Source organism: Saccharothrix sp. DSM 118769 (assembly GCF_052936295.1).
Map to the genome: position 1 here is coordinate 5837112 of NZ_CP193627.1, position 15648 is coordinate 5852759.

The following is a 15648-nucleotide window of genomic DNA, read 5'->3' on the forward strand; positions in this document are numbered from 1 at the left end:
CCTCCCGAACAGGGACGAGGCCGCGTACCGCTGGACGTTCTCGGTGATCGACAAGACCACCGGGTGGTACCGGGACCACGACGCGATGGTCGAGCCGGAGGACTACCGGTGGAGCGAGGGGCAAGCTCGACATCGGGACACCGTGGCCGAGCTGGACAGGCGACGCCGTCCACCAGTCGGTGCGGGTCGAAACGCCTTGGGGTTCCCTCGACGTCCGGCTGACGCCCACCGGCCCCGCCCTGAACCACGCGTCGACCGGTGCCTTCGTCCTGGTCGACGGCGTGCCGAACCACGAGTTCGCGCTCCGGGAGGTCCGGACGTCCGGAACGCTCGTCCTCGACGGCCGGGAGCACCGCGTCGGGGGCACCTCCTGGCTGGACCGGCAGTGGGGCGAGATGCCGACTTCGCTCGCCCGGTGGACGTGGATGAACCTCGCCATGTGCTGTCACCGGGAACCCGGACCAGGAGATCGAGACCCCGACGGGAGCGGCTACCTGGAGGCCGCGGCGTCCTTCACCGGCAAGTACGACGGCAAGGACGTCCGCGGCGAGAACTACGTCGAGATGACCGGCGAGTGGAACTCCTGACCGCCGGGGGCACGCAGGCCGGTGGGCGGCGGGGTCGCCGGTGACCGGAGTCCGTGGATCTCCGGTGGTTGTGCCGGGTCGACCCTCGACAGGTCGACGACACCTCCGGCGAACACGGCGTCGTTGAGGGAGATACCGCCCCCGACGAACCGGGCACCGTCGAACGAGACGGTCCCACCGGCGAACGTCGCACCGTCGAACGACAAGCGCCCGATGATCGTGGCGTCGGCGAAGGTGACCAAGCCGGCGCCGGTGAACGTCGCGCCGGCGAAGTCGCCGCCGTCGAGAACGGCGCCGGTGAAGTCGAAGTCGTGGCCGCGCCAGGTACGCGGATCGTTGTCGGGCAGGTGGAGGTTGTCCCGGATGAGCCGGATGACGGCGAGCCGGACCTGCCGCTCCTGCCCCGTGGTCCTCTCTTCGTCGCGCGCGGCAGGAAGGGCATCGTGCGCGACACCGGCACCGGACGTGGGCGACCAGGGCTGCTGCCGCAGGTAGGCGCACAGCACGTCGATGCAGCCCTGCCGCCCCTCGGGCGCGTCGTTGGCCAGGGCCGCGAGCGCGTAGACACCGGCGGTGCGGACCGCGGCGCCGGGCGCTCCGAGCAACTCGGCGGCCTTGCCGAAGCGGTCGAGCAGCACCTTGGCGTCCTCGCGGTAGACCTCCACCTCGTTGAGGCGTTGCCGCCGGTAGGCGACGGCCAACGCCACCACCGCCCCGAGACCGCCCACGACCGCCAGCACGACCTTCACCGCGTCGAGCCGATCCTGGACGCTCCACCCCGCCGACGCACCGGGCGGCGGCGACTGGCCGGGCGCGCCGACGGGCGACCCTCCCAGCACACCCCACAGGAGCAGACCCACGACACCGGTCACCGCCACGGCCGATGCCAGCAGCAGCACCACGTGGACCGAAAGCGGAATCCCGGGCGCACGTGGACGACGCCCGAGGGTCATCCTCACCGTCCGACGCCGGCCACCCACCACCGATGCCACTGCCGCCAGCGCCAGGACCACCGTCGGCCAGAACCGGACGACGTGCCGTGCCGCCGACACCACCGCACCCGCCCACCAGCCGGGCGCCACGCTCACCACGGCGGCGACCAGCAGAACCGCCGTCAACGCCCGCCGCACGCGCGACGCCCGCGGGGACCCCAGCACCGCACGACTCACCTGCAATGAATCCATGCGGGACATCGTCGACCACCGGGGCTCTCGGCGGACCGGCGTTCTGCTGCTCCGACCGGAGGAGGGGTGAGACGGCGGCTGGTCGTCCTCGGGAAGCCGTTGTACGTTGGGAGCGCTCCCAGAACGTGTCTCCCACACCCTGCTCGAGGAGCCGACCATGTCGCGACAGCGTTGTCGCCCAGTAGTAAATGACCCAGTAGTAAATGACCCAGCAGTCAACGACTCGGCCGTCAACCGCCCGGCCGTCAACCGCCCGGCTGCCGGACCAGCCGCCAGACCGGCCAGGTTGCTCGTCCTGGCACTGGCCGCGGTCCTGTTGCCCTCGGTGTTGGTGAGCGGCAGCGCCGCGGCCGGCGCGTCCCCCACCCCTCCGGTGCCGCTCGCCGAGCTGACCGTGGTGTCCGAGCAGGTGGCGTCCGGTCTGCGGCGTCCCATCGCGGTCACCGGGCTGCCGGACGGCCGGATGCTCATCGCGGAGAAGGAGGGCACCGTCCGCGCCTACCACCCCGACACCGGGCTGGCGGCCGAGCCGGTGCTCGACCTGACCGGTCGGGTCGACCCGTCGGACAACGAGCGCGGCCTGCTCGGCATCACGCCCGCGCCGGACTTCGCCCGGACCGGAATCCTCTACGTGGCCTACACGAGCCTGCCGGCGGGCGCGCTGACCCTGGCGCGGGTGCCCCTCGGCGCGCCCGAGCGGCTGCGGGTGCTGCTGACCCAGGAGCACGCCGAGTACGGCAACCACAACGGCGGCCAGGTGGCGTTCGGCCGCGACGGCTACCTCTACTGGTCCCTCGGCGACGGCGGGCACGCGTACGACCCGTTCAAGGCCGGCCAGGACCTCGGCACCCTGCTCGGCAAGATCGTGCGGATCGACGTGAACCGCGCCTGCGGGACGAAGCCCTACTGCGTGCCCCCCACCAACCCGTTCGTCCGCGTGCCGGGCGCGCGGCCGGAGATCTGGCTCTACGGCCTGCGCAACCCGTGGCGGTTCTCCGTCGACCCGGTCGACGGCTCGCTGTGGATCGGCGACGTCGGGCAGGGCCTGGTCGAGGAGGTCAACCACATCCGCCCGTGGCAGGGCGGGGCGAACCTCGGCTGGTCCTGCCGGGAGGGCACCCCGGTGTTCGACCCGCAGCAGTGCCGGGAGGGCGGGCGGTACACCGACCCGGTCTTCGAGTACGACCACTACAACGACAACTGCTCGGTGACCGGCGGCGTGGTGTACCGGGGGTCCCGGACGCCGCAGGCGTGGGGCACCTACGTCGCGAGCGACTACTGCTCGACCCGGGTGTTCGCCGTGCGGCCCAGGTCCGGCGGCGGCTACGACTCCGCCGTGATCGGCCACCTCCCCACCCAGCCGAGCGCGATCGGCACCGACGCGCGCGGCGAGCTGTACGTGCTCAGCGACCTCCCGGGATACCTGAACCGGGTGCGGTTCGAGTGGGTCGCGCCGGCCTCCGGCTGAGCCCGTTCGAACCGCTGAACCCCCGGAAAAAACCGACAACCGCACGATTTCCGGGGACGGCCGCGTCCGGGCGGCCGTCCCCGGACGCCCGCGCCATCCCGGGCGAGGGCGATCCCGGGCGAGGGCGATCCCGGGCGAGGGCGATCCCGGCCTGGACGGACGCGTGCGCACCGCGGTCAGTGCACGGTGACGCGCAGGTCCGCCGGTTCGGCCGTGCCCCACTCGACGGCCACGCGGGTGAGCACGTCGTCCAGCGCCGTCGCCAGCGGCGAGTCGGCGCGGTCCTCGGGCCAGAGCACGTAGCTGCCGACGCCGACGGCGGGGGTCCAGCGCAGTTCGACCACGCTGCCCTGGTCGAGGAGGTCGGCCACGGCCACGCGCGGCAGCAGGGCGATGCCGAGGCCGGAGCGCACGGCGTTCTTCACGGCCTCGATCGTGCCGAACTGGAGCAGCACCGCGGCCTCGTCGGGCAGCGACGTGCGCAGCGCCGCGTGGTAGACGCAGTTCGCCTGGACGATCAGCACGGTGGCGCCGCGCAGGTCGTCGCCGGTGACCGCGTCGCGCCCGGCCAGCGGGTGGTCCGGCGGTGCCACCAGCACCACCGACTCGGACGCCAGCCGGCGCGCCGGGCCGCCGGGCGGGCCGGGGTCGAGCGCGTGCGTGAGGGCCACGTCGATGTCGCCCTTCGCCAGGGCCTCCACCATGCGGCCCGGCCCCTCGTGGAAGGCGCGCAGCACGAGCCGGACGTCGGGGTGGGCGGCGTGGAAGCGGCGGATGACGTCGGGCAGCCGGTAGGTGGTCATCGACTCGCTGGCGCCGATGGCGAACCGCCCGGTCAGCGGCGCCTCGGGGGCCAGCGCGGACAGGGCCTCCTCGGACAGGCGCAGCAGCCGGGTCGCGTAGGGCAGGAACCGCTCGCCGCCGGGCGTCAGGTGCACGCCGTCGCGCCGGCGCTCGAACAGGCGGGTGCGCAGCGCGGTTTCCAGGCTCTTGATCTGAGCGGTCACGGCCGATTGCGAGTAACCGAGCGCGACGGCCGCCCGGGTTATGCTCCCTAATTGCGAAACGGTCCGGAAGGCGTTCAGCTGCCTGATGTCCACGTCGGTCCCCCAGAAACCATTCGCGCACGTCTGCCGCCGCGTCGTGGAGCACATGATCATACAACCGCGCGGGCACCGGATGGGCCGGACGGGTGATTCGTTACACGTCACCGTGGGAATCCGAATCGGTATTGTCCTTCGCGATTGCCGTCGTCCTCGCCGCTTAGCCCCGGTGCACCGAACGGCGGTACCACCGGCCGCATCCCGCGTGCCGCCGCGGCGGCGACCAGCGGCGGGTCCGCGCAGGCGAAGGCGGTCACCGCGGTGCCGAGGCTGAGCGCGGTGGCGAGGTGGACGGCGCCGGCGGCGTCCACCTCGTCGGCCAGCGACGCGGCCACCTCGCGGATCAGGTCGGACACCTCCACGTCCACCACGGCGGGTGCGTCCAGCACGGCCCGCGCGCGGGCCAGGACGGTGGCGGACGGGGCCACCGCGTCGAGTTCGACCCTGGTCAGCTCGCTGGACAGGGCGATCCCGTCGTCGGCCTCCCGCAGCAGGGTCGCCACCGGGTCGCTCTCCCCGGCGGCGAGCCGGACGAGTGCCGAGGTGTGCAGGTAGATCACGGTCCCCCTTCTGCGGGTCGCCGGCGCGGTGTGCCGGTCACGGCCGGGTCGCGCGGTTCCGGTGCGCCGCGACGCGGGCGCGGTTGCCGCAGGTGGCCGACGAGCACCAGCGGCGTCGGCCGGCCCGCGAGGTGTCGACGAAGAACGTCCCGCAGACCTCGGCCTCGCACTGGTGCAGCTGGTGCCGCTCGGGGCCGGTGAGCAGGTCGACCAGGTCGCGCGCCAGCACGCCGACCACCTGGTCCGCCGTGCCCGGCGGGCGCACCCGGCGCGGGCCGTCGGCGCCGTAGTCGAGGGCGACCGGGACGGGTGGCCGGGCCGCGCACCGGTTGACCAGCTCCACGTCGGCGGTGCGGGGCGCGCCGCCGTTCGTGGCGTGCTCCAGCAGCCGGTAGGCGGCTTCGCGCAGCGCCCGGAACTCGCGCAGGTGCGCCTCGTCGGGGTCCGGCGCGCACGCCAGGTCGTGCCGGGCGAGCCAGCCGGCCAGGGCCGCCGGGTCGGCCAGGTCGTCCCGGGGCTCGCCGAGCCTGCTGCGCACGGTGCCGACGAGGGCGAGGGCGGGCCGGGGTGCTGTGCTGTTCAGGGTGGTGCCTTTCGTGGAGACGGTCGCGGCGCGCGACGTACCGTCGCGCGCCGTCCTGGCGTCCCGCTCAGCCGACCGGCTGCTCGCGGGGCATCAGCAGCGCCGAGGCTACCGCCGGCAGCGCGCCGACCAGCAGCATCACCACCGGCCACGACGAGACCGACAGCACCAGCGGGATGATCAGGGGCGTCACGAACGCGCCGCCGAAGACCATCGTGTTCTCCAGCCCGAGGGCCGTGCCGGAGCGCTCGGCGCCCGCCATCGTGGCGATCTCGGCGTAGTGCACGCCGTGCCAGCCGCAGGCGAGGAACCCGGCGGCGATGAACAGCCCGACGACCAGCCAGGTGGGCGTGATCTCGTGCAGCGCCACGCCGGCGAACGCCGCCGCGATGAGCCAGCTGTAGACGCGCACGAGGGTCCGGCGGTACCGGCCGCCGTGCTTGTCGGTCCACCGGCCGCTCCACACGCGTGACGCGCCGCCGAGGACCTGGACGACGACGAGCGCGACGACGACGCCGCCGATCGACAGGTCCAGCACGGAGGTGAGGAAGACGGTGCCGAAGGTCAGGACGGTGAACTGCGGCAGGTCGAGCAGGAACGCGGTGATGGCGACGCGCCAGATGTCCCAGCGCACCAGCGGGTTGGGCACGGTGGTGGCGGCGATGCCGCCGGAGTCCTTGGTGCGGGCGATGGGCGGCTCGTCCAGCCAGAGCACGACGGCGACGGTCGCGGCGAGCATGAACACCGTCAGGAACGCGAACACCCAGCGGAAACCGGCGCCGAGGGCGAGGGCCGGCATGATCGCCGCGCCGAGCGCGCCGCCCAGCGGCACGGCGGCCACCCGGAGGCTGATCGCGAACCCGCGCTTGTTCGGCGGGAACCAGCCCATCACCGCGCGGCCGGAGGCGCCGTTGACGCAGCCGCCGAGCGCGCCGGACAGGAACAGCACGGCGGCCAGCGCCCACGCGGCGGGGGCGACGCCCCCGCCGGGCACGAGGAACGCGGTGACCCAGGCGAGCGTGGCCGTGGTGCCGGACAGGCCGATGATCAGCACGTTCCGCTCGCCGATGCGGTCGGACAGGATGCCCCAGAACACGTCGGTGACGAAGATGCCCGCCGTCACCGCGGCCAGGACCAGGCCCAGTTCGGACAGCGAGTAGCCGTAGGCGGCGGCGAGGATCGAGCCGGAGGTGGGGATGCCCTGGAAGGCGGCGCTGAACGCGGCCTGGGCGAAGATCCCGATGCCCAGGATGCCCCAGCGGTAGCGGGGCGAGTGCCTCTTGCCGGTGCGGCCGACGACGGCGACGTCGGGTGTGGTGGGCGGTGGGGTCGGGTTGGGTCGGTCGTGCGTCTGCTGGGACATCGGGTTCTCCTGGTCGTGGCGAGCGGAACCGACGGCTCCGGGACGGCCCGGCCGACATGTAATGGGTTGAACGCGTTACATGATGGCCAATGGGGAGGCGCGGGGCAAGTGCCCCGCGCCTCGTGGACGAGGTGGTGCCGTGCGCGTCCGGCACGGCCCCCGGTCAGCCGGCCACGCCGGCGGAGGTACCGGCGGTGGAGGTACCGGCGGTGGCGGGCTCGATGCGGCGGGTGCCCTTCTCCCGGACGACCAGCGCGAAGCAGCCCGTCGGGGACGACACCTGGTGCACGCTCTCCGGCTTCTCGATGAACAGCGTCCCCGCCGGGTAGCGGTCGCCGTTGTCGTTGTGCAGCTCGCCCTCCAGGATCAGCAGCATCTCGTAGCCCAGGTGCTCGTGCAGGTCGCCGTGCGAGCCGGGCTTGAAGTGGGCGATGTACGCCTCGGCGCCCGCCGGGCCGGTCTCGGCCTGCGTGTAGAGCCACTCCACGTCCACCGCGTTGCGGCCGGGCTGCACGTACTCCTCCCACTTGATCTGGCCGTTGTGCAGGCCACCGGTGAACAGGGACGAGTAGACCTTGATGTCGCGCATGGCGGGTTCCCTTCGGGTTCGGTTCGGTCGAGGTGAGGGGTGAGGGGTGGGAGGGGTCGGGTCAGCCGATGCCGGGGGCCGCGGGCAGCGCGGCGTCCAGCAGCTCGTCGGCCAGGTACTCGGTGGAGCCGGGGAACGCCGTGCCGGCCGCGCGCTGCTCGTCGCGGGCCCGCAGCTCGGCGCGGCGGATCTTCCCCGAGGTCGTCTTGGGCAGCGCCGTGAACTCCAGGCGGCGCACCCACTGGTGCGGGGCGAGGTTCGCCCGCGCGTGGTCGAGGACGCGGCGCGCGGTCGCCTCGTCCGGGCTCTCGCCGGCCACCAGCGCCACGTACGCCTTGGGCACCACCAGGCCGACCGGGTCCGGCGCGGGCACCACGGCCGCCTCGGCGACCGCCTCGTGCTCCAGCAGCACGCTCTCCAGCTCGAACGGCGAGATCCGGTGGTCGTAGGACTTGAACACGTCGTCCGTGCGGCCCACGTAGTGCAGGTAGCCGTCCTCGTCGCGGCGGGCGATGTCGCCGGTGTGGTAGTAGCCGCCGGCGAAGGTCCGCGCGTTCTTCTCCTCGTCGTCGACGTAGCCGGGCATCACGCCGACCGGGCGCGGCGAGAGGTTCACGCACACCTCGCCCTCGTCGCCGACCTCGCCGGTCGTCGGGTCGACCAGCACGATGTCGTAGCCGGGCAGCGGCTTGCCCATCGACCCGGGCCGCACGGGCAGCGACGGGCTGTTGCCGATCTGCGCGGTCGTCTCGGTCTGGCCGTAGCCGTCGCGCACGGTCAGCCCCCACGCGGCGCGGACCTGCTCGATGACCTCCGGGTTCAGCGGCTCGCCCACGCTGCCCGCCTCGCGCAGCCGCACCGGCCACCGGGCCAGGTCGTCCTGGATGAGCATCCGCCACACCGTCGGCGGCGCGCAGAACGTCGTCACGCCGTGCCGCACCACCCGGTCGAGGAGGTCGCGGGCGTTGCCGGTGGTCACGCTCACCACGCTCGCCTCGGCGTTGAGCGGCACGAAGAACGAGCTCCACGCGTGCTTGGCCCAGCCGGGCGCCGACACGTTCAGGTGCACGTCGCCGGGGCGCACGCCGTTCCAGTACATGCCCGACAGGTGGCCGACCGGGTAGCTGACGTGCGTGTGGCGCACCAGCTTCGGCCGCGACGTCGTGCCGGAGGTGAAGTACAGGAACAGCGTCTCGTCGGCCTTGGTCGGCGCGTCGGGCGTGAACCCGGCGGGGGCCGAGCGCAGGTCGTCCAGGGCCAGCCAGCCCGGCACCCGGCCCGCGCAGACCCGCGTCACGTGCGGCGGCAGCCAGTCGAAGCCCTCCGCCAGCTCCGGCGTGGTCAGCACGTGCCGCACGTCCGCGCGCCGCACCCGGTCGAGCAGGTCCGCCGCCGACACGGTGGTGAACGTCGGCACCACCACCGCGCCCAGCTTCATCGCCGCGAGCAGCGACTCCCAGACCGCGAGCTGGTTGTCCAGCATCATCAGCAGCCGGTCGCCGCGGCGGACACCGGCCGCCCGCAGCCCGTTGGCCAGCCGGTCGGAGCGCTCGGACAGCTCGGCGTAGGACACGCGCTCCTCGACCCGGCCGCCCACGACGTGCAGCGCCGTGCGGTCGTTGCCCCGGGCCACCTGGTCGAACCAGTCCAGCGCCCAGTTGAACTCGTCGAACTCCGGCCAGGTGAACTCGGCGTGCGCCCGGTCGTGGTCTCCGCCCAGCTCCAGCAGCAGGTCGCGGGCGGCTCGGAACTTCTCGGTGGGGTTCATTCGGTGCTCCTCCCGGAGCGTCAGACGGCGACCGCGGGTGCGGCGGCGCGCGGGTGGGCGGACAGGACGACGGGGGCGGACGCGGGGCGGTGGCGCAGCACGTCCTCGGCGATGGCGTCGGCGTCGGCGTGGAACCCGGTCATCGGGCCCGGCCTGCCGTTGCCGATCTGGGTGAACCAGCGGGTGTTCTCGGTCGGCACGCCCAGCGCGTACAGGTCCGGGTCGGGGTTGCCCAGCGCGTCGACGACGTGGAACGGCTTGCGGGTGACCGCGACGCTGCCGGTGCGGAACCGCTCGCCGGTCGCGGCGTCGCTGTTGACGCACTCGGTGATCAGGCCCTGCGCGAGCAGGTCCCCGATCAGCGGGTCGGCGTCGGCGTCCAGGCGCGGTCGGGGGATGCGGGCGTCGACCAGCGTCGTCACCGCCCGGCGCGAGCCCTTGACCTTCGGCGACTCCAGGGTGAACCGGCCGGTCGCGTGGTCGACGCCGATCCTGGTGCCCGGCCCGACCACGGTCAGCAGCCCGGCCCGGACCAGCGCCACGGCCTGCGCGACGCGCAGCGCGGGCGGCCCGGCCGACACCATCGTGTTGATGGGGTTGAACCAGGACAGGAACGCCCGGTGCGACTCCGGGCGCAGCCCGGCGAAGTCCACCGCCTGCCGCAGCACCGCCCGCGTGTCGCGCAGGATGTCCAGCGACGCCTTCAGGGGGTTGTCCACGTTGCCCTGCCCCGCCTCGGCGATGTCGCGGTCGAGCAGGTCCAGCAGCTCGGCGTGGAACGCGTCCGGCGAGTCGAACTCCCGGTCGCCGAACGGCCGCGCCAGCCGTTCCAGGTCCGGCGGCGGCACGTCGCCCAGCCCCCACTCCCCCAGCAGGCCGTGGCGGTCCGCCGAGGTCAGGTGGAGGGCGGCGAACCGCTCGGCCGCCCCGTCGCCGAGCCGCCGGCGCACGTGCGCGGTGTAGTAGACGTGCTCGACCTCCAGCCGGAGCAGGGGCAGCACGTCGCGCACGAAGTCCAGCTGCGCGGACCCGGTGCGCCGCTGCGCCTCGCGGCGGGCCCGCAGCACGGCCGCCTCGGTCATGAACCCGGGCCGGTAGCGGTAGGAGGGCGCCTTCTGGTTGCGGCCCCGGGCGAGCATGACCAGGCCGCTGCGCGACCCGCCGACCAGGTGCGGTTCCCGGCCGCTGGGCAGGTAGGTGACGACGCCGCCCTCGTCGGTGAACCGGCCGCCACGCCCCTCGGTCAGCTCGGCCAGGACGTCGAAGAAGGTCAGCCCGAGCCCGATCACGCCCACCTGCTCGCCCGGCGCGACGGCGGACAGCGGCAGGTCGGCGGCCGAGTCGCCGCGCAGGTAGGTCAGGCCGGGCCGCTGCCGGGCGAAGGTCAGCAGCGCCCGCTCGTCACCGTCCGGCGCGACCCGGGGGTGGCCGGTGGTGAGCACGACCTTGTGCGCCGCGACGGTCGTGCCGCCGGAGCCGGTCACGGTGGTGAGGCCGTTCGCCCGGGCCACGCGGACCGCCGCCTCGGGCACGTGGACGACCTCGACGCCCAGCGGCGCGTTGGCGACCATCGCCTCGAACGCCATCCGCAGGTACTCGCCGTAGACCGGGCGCGGCCCGTAGTCGTCCGGCCCGATCCCCGACCAGCGGGGGTGGTCGCGCAGCCACTCGGCGAACGAGGGCCCCGCGCCGGCCCGCACCGGCCCGCCGTCCGGCCCCGAGGAGAACACGCTCACCTCGCCGGCGGCGGTGTTCATCAGGAACCACTCCGACTGGGTGGTCCGCCAGATCCGCCCGGCGCCCGGCTCACCGGGTTCGAACAAGTGGACCCGCACCAGCCCCTGGTGCGGTGCGCGACCGGCGCGCACGAGCAGTCGTTCCAGCACCGAAAGCCCGCGCGGCCCGGCGCCGACGATCGCCACCTCCACGTCGGTGCGCAGCACAGCGTCAGCCACGATAATCCTTCCCGAGACAATTTCGGAATGATTCCCGACCCATCCGGGGCGGCATTCCGTTCCTGCTACGGGAATGAACCTATGGCCGATTCCGCACACCGACAAGGATTGCGATGCACGACATTGTCGATGGTGCTATCGAGGTTTTAGCGGACCCCTTCGCTCAACGCGTCGGCCGCACGTCCTCCATGACCCACCCCGGGCGCTTGGCGATCGCCCGTTGGTCCCGTGCGTTCTCGTCGAGCTGCCGCACGTCGACCTCCGCCACCGCGGTGGCGACCAGTCTCGCGCCGGCCTGCGCCTGCCGGCCGGTGACCGCGGCACACCGCCACTCCCGGCCCGGGCCGTCGACGAGTTCGCACGGCTGCTGCGGGTACAGCTGTTCGCCGACCTGGAGGAACCCGTACACGCGGCTGTTCGCATCGGACGAACCGATCACGACGGTGCCGCTCGGAACCCCGGACTGCGGGGCGGCGGTCGTCTGCGCTGTCGTCTGCGCGGTGGCCGCCGGCGGCGGTTCAGCGGGCGGCGGTTCGGCGGGCGGGGCGGCGGTGGTCGACGGCACGGCGGTGGACGACGGAGGTTGCTCCGCGGCGGGCGCGAACGCGGCGTACCCGAGCAGGAACCCGATCAGGACCAACGACATGACCGCCACCGCGGTCGCGACGACCAGCCGCCGCTTGTTCCCGACCACCGGGCGGGCGCCGTGGACGCGCCCGGGCGGTACCGGACCGCGCAGCCGCCCCTGGCGCAGCCAGCGGTTGAAGGCTGCGTCCACGACCTCCTGCTCCCCGAGGGAACGAGCCCGCATCCCCAGCTCCACCGCGACCTGGTCGGAGCGGCAGCGGGCGATCAGGTCGAGGGCGTGCGGCCTCGCGGCCGGGTCGCGCAGGTCCTGGCAGCCTTGTCCGTACAGGGTTTCCAGGAACCTGCCCACCAGCTCGCTCGGCGTGGTGAACTCGACGAAGTCGGTGACCTTGTCGACGGTCCGCGGGTCGAAGTCCTTCCGCACGCGCGCCGTGATGTGGTCGTGGCGCAGCAGGGCGACCTCCGCCAACCACTCCTCCACGTTCCGCGACGCGCGCAAGGACTTCGACAGGTCCGCCTTGGGATCGGGGGTCCTCCGACCGTTGGCGTAGCTGGGCGCGGTCCGCCACACTTCCGCGCCCTGCCCGCTCCCCTGCCGCCCCGGCTCCTGGTGCCCCGGCTTGTGGTGCCCGGCTCCTTGCTGCCCCGCCCCTTGCTGCCCCAACTCTTGGTGCCCCGCTTCTTGCTGCCCCGGCTCTTGCTGCCCGAGCCCTTGCTGCCCCGGCTCTTGATGTTCGACCCTTTGGTGCCCGGGCCCTTGGTGCCCGGACCCTTGGTGCCCGGACCCTTGGTGCTCAGTGGCCCGCTGCCCGACCGCCTGGTCGCCTGGCGCGCGGGTGCCGGTGACCACGGGGGTCGATGCCCGGACGGGGTTCCGCTTCTCCACGCCGTACCCGCCCGGCGACTCGGCGACGGCATCCCCGAACCGGTCCGGGGCGTCCCCGTCCTGCGACTCGACCGCGGCGTGCCCTCCGCGGGGCTCCGCTGCGGCGTGCGCGCCGGAACCGGCGATGACGGTCACGTCGGGCCGCTGCCCACCGAACACCGCCGCCACCAGCTGTTCCGCACGCGCCCGGTTCGGACCGACCGGCGACGGCCGGTCGAAGTCCACGACGACCCGGTTGACCGCCCCCAGCGTCAGGTTGGTCGAAGGGAACAGGACCTGCACGAACCCGTGCAGGCTGTCGTCCTGGCGCTCGACGAACGTCGAGAACGACCAGTTCCCCGGCGACACCCCGACCAGGGCCTCGCGCAGCGCCCACACCACGGCCAAGCGCTCCCCGTCCGGGCACCCAAGGACGCTCAGCGGCGTCATCGGGTGCGCCAGCAGTGCCGCCACCACCGTGACCAGCCGGTCCCGCAGCCCCTGCGCGATGGGGCGCAGCGTCGTCGCCGGGTCGGGCACGTGCGTGAAGTACTCGGCGGCCAGGGGCGTCATCTGCGTCCCCTCCGCCCATTTGGCAAGCCACAGATCGCCTCCGGGCACGACACCCAGCCCCAGTGCCGTCGACGGGGTGAGCACGGTCGCCGGCCCGACGAGCGCGTGGGCGTTCTCCCGCCCGGACGACTTGCCCTGACCGACCCGCCGGACGACGGCCGCCTGCTGCTCACCGTCGAACACCAGGTACGACAACGCACTGGCGGGTACCTGCGTCCCGGCGACGGACGCGAGCCGCACGTGGTTGCGGAGCCGGGCCTCCCACTGGTTCGCCGCCTCGGTCGCGCCCCCGAACGAGTGGGCGAGCATCGTGTGCTTGCGCCGTGCGTCGGACCACCCGAAGAACACCTGGTGCACCGTGCCGTCGGGTGCGGTCATGGTCTTCCCACCTGCTCGGCTTCGGGACCGGTGATCATCCCGGTCATCGCGAGGATCGCCACCAACGGCTCCAGCACGCGGGTCGGGCGGAACCCGCGCGGGAAGTGCCTGTCCTGCCCGTCCCCCGAGGTGACGGGCACCGCGTCGCCGCCGCTCGCGGACACGAAGTGCAGCGTGCAGCGCGTGAACGCGGTGAACGGCCGCAGCGATGCGCCCGCCCCGACGTGGTGCAGGTACGCGTACACGTCCCGGCTCTCCTCCCTCATGCGCGCCGCGTCGAGCACGCGTTCGTCGCCTCGGTGCAGCCAGCGGTCGACCGGCGGCACGTACCGCAGCCGGTCGGACTTCGTCACCGCGATCACGGCCGGGACCTGCTCGCCGTGCGGCAGGGCCCGCAGGCTCTCCACGGCCAGCTGGAACGACTTGTTCTCGCTCTCCGGCGACGACTCCCCGGTCTCCAGCGGGTCCTCCCAGGCGTGCACGAAGATCACGGCGTTGGCGCTGAGGAGGAACCGGGTGGCGCGGTTGCGCGCCTCGGTGCTCTCCAGGTCCTCGCCTGCCGCGTCGAAGAACGTCACCGGCCGCTGCCTGCCGTCCCGGCCGCGCAGCAGCAGGATGTCGGCGGCCTCGATGATGCCGCTGCTGGTGCCCGGCAGCGTCCCGCCCTTCTCGAACGGCTTGACGAAGTTCTGCCGGAAGTAGTCGTGCCGACGCAGGTCCAGAGCGGACACGTCGATGCCGTACGCCGCCAGGCCCTCCTTGTTGGCCTGGCGGATCATCGCGGTCAGCAGGTGCGTCTTGCCCGAGAAGGGAGCACCGACGAGACCGACGACGAGCGGGGCGTCGTACTCGGCGTAGGTGGCGGGGAGGTAGTGCTCCTCCATGTCGTCCGACGGGTTGGGGCACAGCCGGTAGCCCTTGCGCGCGAGGCTCGCCCGCTTGGCCTCGGACAGCCGAGCGGTGTCCTCCACGTCGTAGCGCGCGTTCTGCTCGTCGAACACCCAGACCCGCGAGTCGTCGGGCCAGTCGTAGTCGTCGGCGCAGATGGGGCAGGACACGTGCCGAGGTCGTCCGTTCCGCCCGGGCGTGGTCACGTCGACATCACCTGCGCGACGAACGCCGAGGCGCTCAGCGCCAGCGGCCCCAGCGCCACCGGGCCGGACGAGGAGAACAGCCGCCGCCCGCGCCGGGGGCGGCCCGGCGGCGGCTGGTTCGGTGGCGGGGGTCCGGGGTCCCCCGCCTTGCCGGCGCTGACCTGCTCGAACAGCGCCCGTCCCGGGTGGAGCGCGGCGTCCGGGTCGGTCGTGCGGGGCAGCTGCACGTCGCCGTAGAGGGCGCTGAGCACGTCGACGGCGTGCGGTGCGGACTCGACGGGGTTGTCGAACACCGGGTCCAGCAGGTACCGCAGCCGTTCCGGGTCCCGGCTGCGGTCCGGGTGCCCGACGTCCGCCTGCGGACCGAGGTGTACCCGGCGCACGAGCCGCGCGGCGGCCACCACGTCGTCGCGGGCGTCGACCCGGTCCGCGCCGTTGAGCAGCGCCGCCGGTGACGCGCCGCGCCGGGGCTCGCCGACGCGCTGGGCGTGCTCGAAGTCCACGAGCTGCAACCGGCCGTCGTGCCAGCGCACGGTGTCCAGGGCCACCGCACCGTGCACGACCCCCGCCGCGGCCATGAGGTGCAGCGCGCGGAACAGCTCCTGCTCGAAGCGGCGGCGCTCCGGCTCGCCGAACCGGGACGACGCGCCGATCGCCGGCTCGTCGAGGTAGGCGCGCAGCAGCGCGAACGGCTCCTCGGCGTCCACGTTGTACGCCACCAGGCACGCCAGCTCGCGCGGGTAGTGGCCCACGTACACCTGTCCCAGCCTCGCGCCCGCGCGCACCTCGGCTTCGAGCAGGTCGTACCGGCGCGGGTCCCGGCCGCCGGCCGCGCGTGAGACGAACTTGCGCACGAACAACGCGTCTTGCACCCGGACCAGTCGTTGTTCCAGCGACGAGGCCGGGGTGACGAACTCGTTCACGTCCTCCACCACGACCTCGTGCAGCACACCGAACACGTCCCGGCAGCGCACGGACTCGTCCACCGTC

Annotated in this window: 13 protein-coding genes; 2 read left to right on the forward strand and 11 right to left on the reverse strand. The window is 73.5% G+C overall.

The window, feature by feature from the left end; all coding sequences use genetic code 11:
* Positions 1-179 precede the first annotated feature (179 nt).
* On the forward strand, positions 180-587 hold the full coding sequence (locus ACRAKJ_RS24865) for a lipocalin-like domain-containing protein (protein ID WP_438927007.1): 408 nt from the start codon (positions 180-182) through the stop codon (positions 585-587).
* Here the strand turns inward: ACRAKJ_RS24865 and ACRAKJ_RS24870 are convergent.
* Positions 554-1771: a pentapeptide repeat-containing protein gene (locus ACRAKJ_RS24870; protein ID WP_438927006.1), complete on the reverse strand. Its 1218-nt coding sequence runs from the start codon at positions 1769-1771 to the stop codon at positions 554-556. The genes ACRAKJ_RS24865 and ACRAKJ_RS24870 overlap by 34 nt on opposite strands.
* A 286-nt stretch (positions 1772-2057) precedes the next feature.
* On the opposite strand from ACRAKJ_RS24870, the gene ACRAKJ_RS24875 reads away from it, so the two are divergent.
* Positions 2058-3239, forward strand: coding sequence for a PQQ-dependent sugar dehydrogenase (locus tag ACRAKJ_RS24875; RefSeq protein WP_447008685.1), 1182 nt, complete (start codon positions 2058-2060; stop codon positions 3237-3239).
* Between the two features lie 176 nt (positions 3240-3415).
* Here the strand turns inward: ACRAKJ_RS24875 and ACRAKJ_RS24880 are convergent, their stop codons facing one another.
* The 10 genes from ACRAKJ_RS24880 to ACRAKJ_RS24925 all read right to left on the reverse strand — a co-directional run bounded on the left by ACRAKJ_RS24880 (position 3416) and on the right by ACRAKJ_RS24925 (position 15644).
* Complete coding sequence (locus ACRAKJ_RS24880) at positions 3416-4399, reverse strand: LysR family transcriptional regulator (protein WP_447008686.1); 984 nt, start codon at positions 4397-4399, stop codon at positions 3416-3418.
* A gap of 47 nt (positions 4400-4446) precedes the next feature.
* Positions 4447-4902: a hypothetical protein gene (locus ACRAKJ_RS24885; RefSeq protein WP_447008687.1), complete on the reverse strand. Its 456-nt coding sequence runs from the start codon at positions 4900-4902 to the stop codon at positions 4447-4449.
* Between the two features lie 37 nt (positions 4903-4939).
* The gene (locus ACRAKJ_RS24890; RefSeq protein WP_447009108.1) at positions 4940-5485 is read right to left on the reverse strand and encodes a CGNR zinc finger domain-containing protein; all 546 of its coding nucleotides are present in this window, start codon (positions 5483-5485) and stop codon (positions 4940-4942) included.
* Positions 5486-5552: 67 nt separating this feature from the next.
* A complete protein-coding gene (locus ACRAKJ_RS24895) occupies positions 5553-6848 on the reverse strand; it encodes an MFS transporter (RefSeq protein ID WP_447008688.1) in 1296 nt (431 codons plus the stop codon).
* A 163-nt stretch (positions 6849-7011) separates the two neighbouring features.
* On the reverse strand, positions 7012-7437 hold the full coding sequence (locus ACRAKJ_RS24900; RefSeq protein WP_438919360.1) for a cupin domain-containing protein: 426 nt from the start codon (positions 7435-7437) through the stop codon (positions 7012-7014).
* Positions 7438-7498: 61 nt separating this feature from the next.
* The gene (locus tag ACRAKJ_RS24905) at positions 7499-9205 is read right to left on the reverse strand and encodes an AMP-binding protein (RefSeq protein WP_438919361.1); all 1707 of its coding nucleotides are present in this window, start codon (positions 9203-9205) and stop codon (positions 7499-7501) included.
* A 20-nt stretch (positions 9206-9225) separates the two neighbouring features.
* Positions 9226-11160: an FAD/NAD(P)-binding protein gene (locus ACRAKJ_RS24910; RefSeq protein ID WP_438919362.1), complete on the reverse strand. Its 1935-nt coding sequence runs from the start codon at positions 11158-11160 to the stop codon at positions 9226-9228.
* A 163-nt stretch (positions 11161-11323) separates the two neighbouring features.
* On the reverse strand, positions 11324-13564 hold the full coding sequence (locus ACRAKJ_RS24915) for a hypothetical protein (RefSeq protein WP_438919363.1): 2241 nt from the start codon (positions 13562-13564) through the stop codon (positions 11324-11326).
* Positions 13561-14622, reverse strand: a complete 1062-nt coding sequence (locus tag ACRAKJ_RS24920; RefSeq protein ID WP_438919364.1) for a TRAFAC clade GTPase domain-containing protein — start codon at positions 14620-14622, stop codon at positions 13561-13563. The genes ACRAKJ_RS24915 and ACRAKJ_RS24920 overlap by 4 nt, the downstream gene beginning before the upstream one ends.
* A 32-nt stretch (positions 14623-14654) precedes the next feature.
* A complete protein-coding gene (locus tag ACRAKJ_RS24925; protein ID WP_438919365.1) occupies positions 14655-15644 on the reverse strand; it encodes a hypothetical protein in 990 nt (329 codons plus the stop codon).
* Positions 15645-15648: the final 4 nt, after the last annotated feature.

Bases quoted from the DNA above. Each gene is read 5' to 3' on its own strand.
- ACRAKJ_RS24915 (WP_438919363.1), bottom strand. From the start codon at position 13,564: ATGACCGCACCCGACGGCACGGTGCACCAGGTGTTCTTCGGGTGGTCC.
- ACRAKJ_RS24905 (WP_438919361.1), bottom strand. From the start codon at position 9,205: ATGAACCCCACCGAGAAGTTCCGAGCCGCCCGCGACCTGCTGCTGGAG.
- ACRAKJ_RS24870 (WP_438927006.1), bottom strand. From the start codon at position 1,771: ATGGATTCATTGCAGGTGAGTCGTGCGGTGCTGGGGTCCCCGCGGGCG.
- ACRAKJ_RS24900 (WP_438919360.1), bottom strand. From the start codon at position 7,437: ATGCGCGACATCAAGGTCTACTCGTCCCTGTTCACCGGTGGCCTGCAC.
- ACRAKJ_RS24895 (WP_447008688.1), bottom strand. From the start codon at position 6,848: ATGTCCCAGCAGACGCACGACCGACCCAACCCGACCCCACCGCCCACC.
- ACRAKJ_RS24880 (WP_447008686.1), bottom strand. From the start codon at position 4,399: ATGATCATGTGCTCCACGACGCGGCGGCAGACGTGCGCGAATGGTTTC.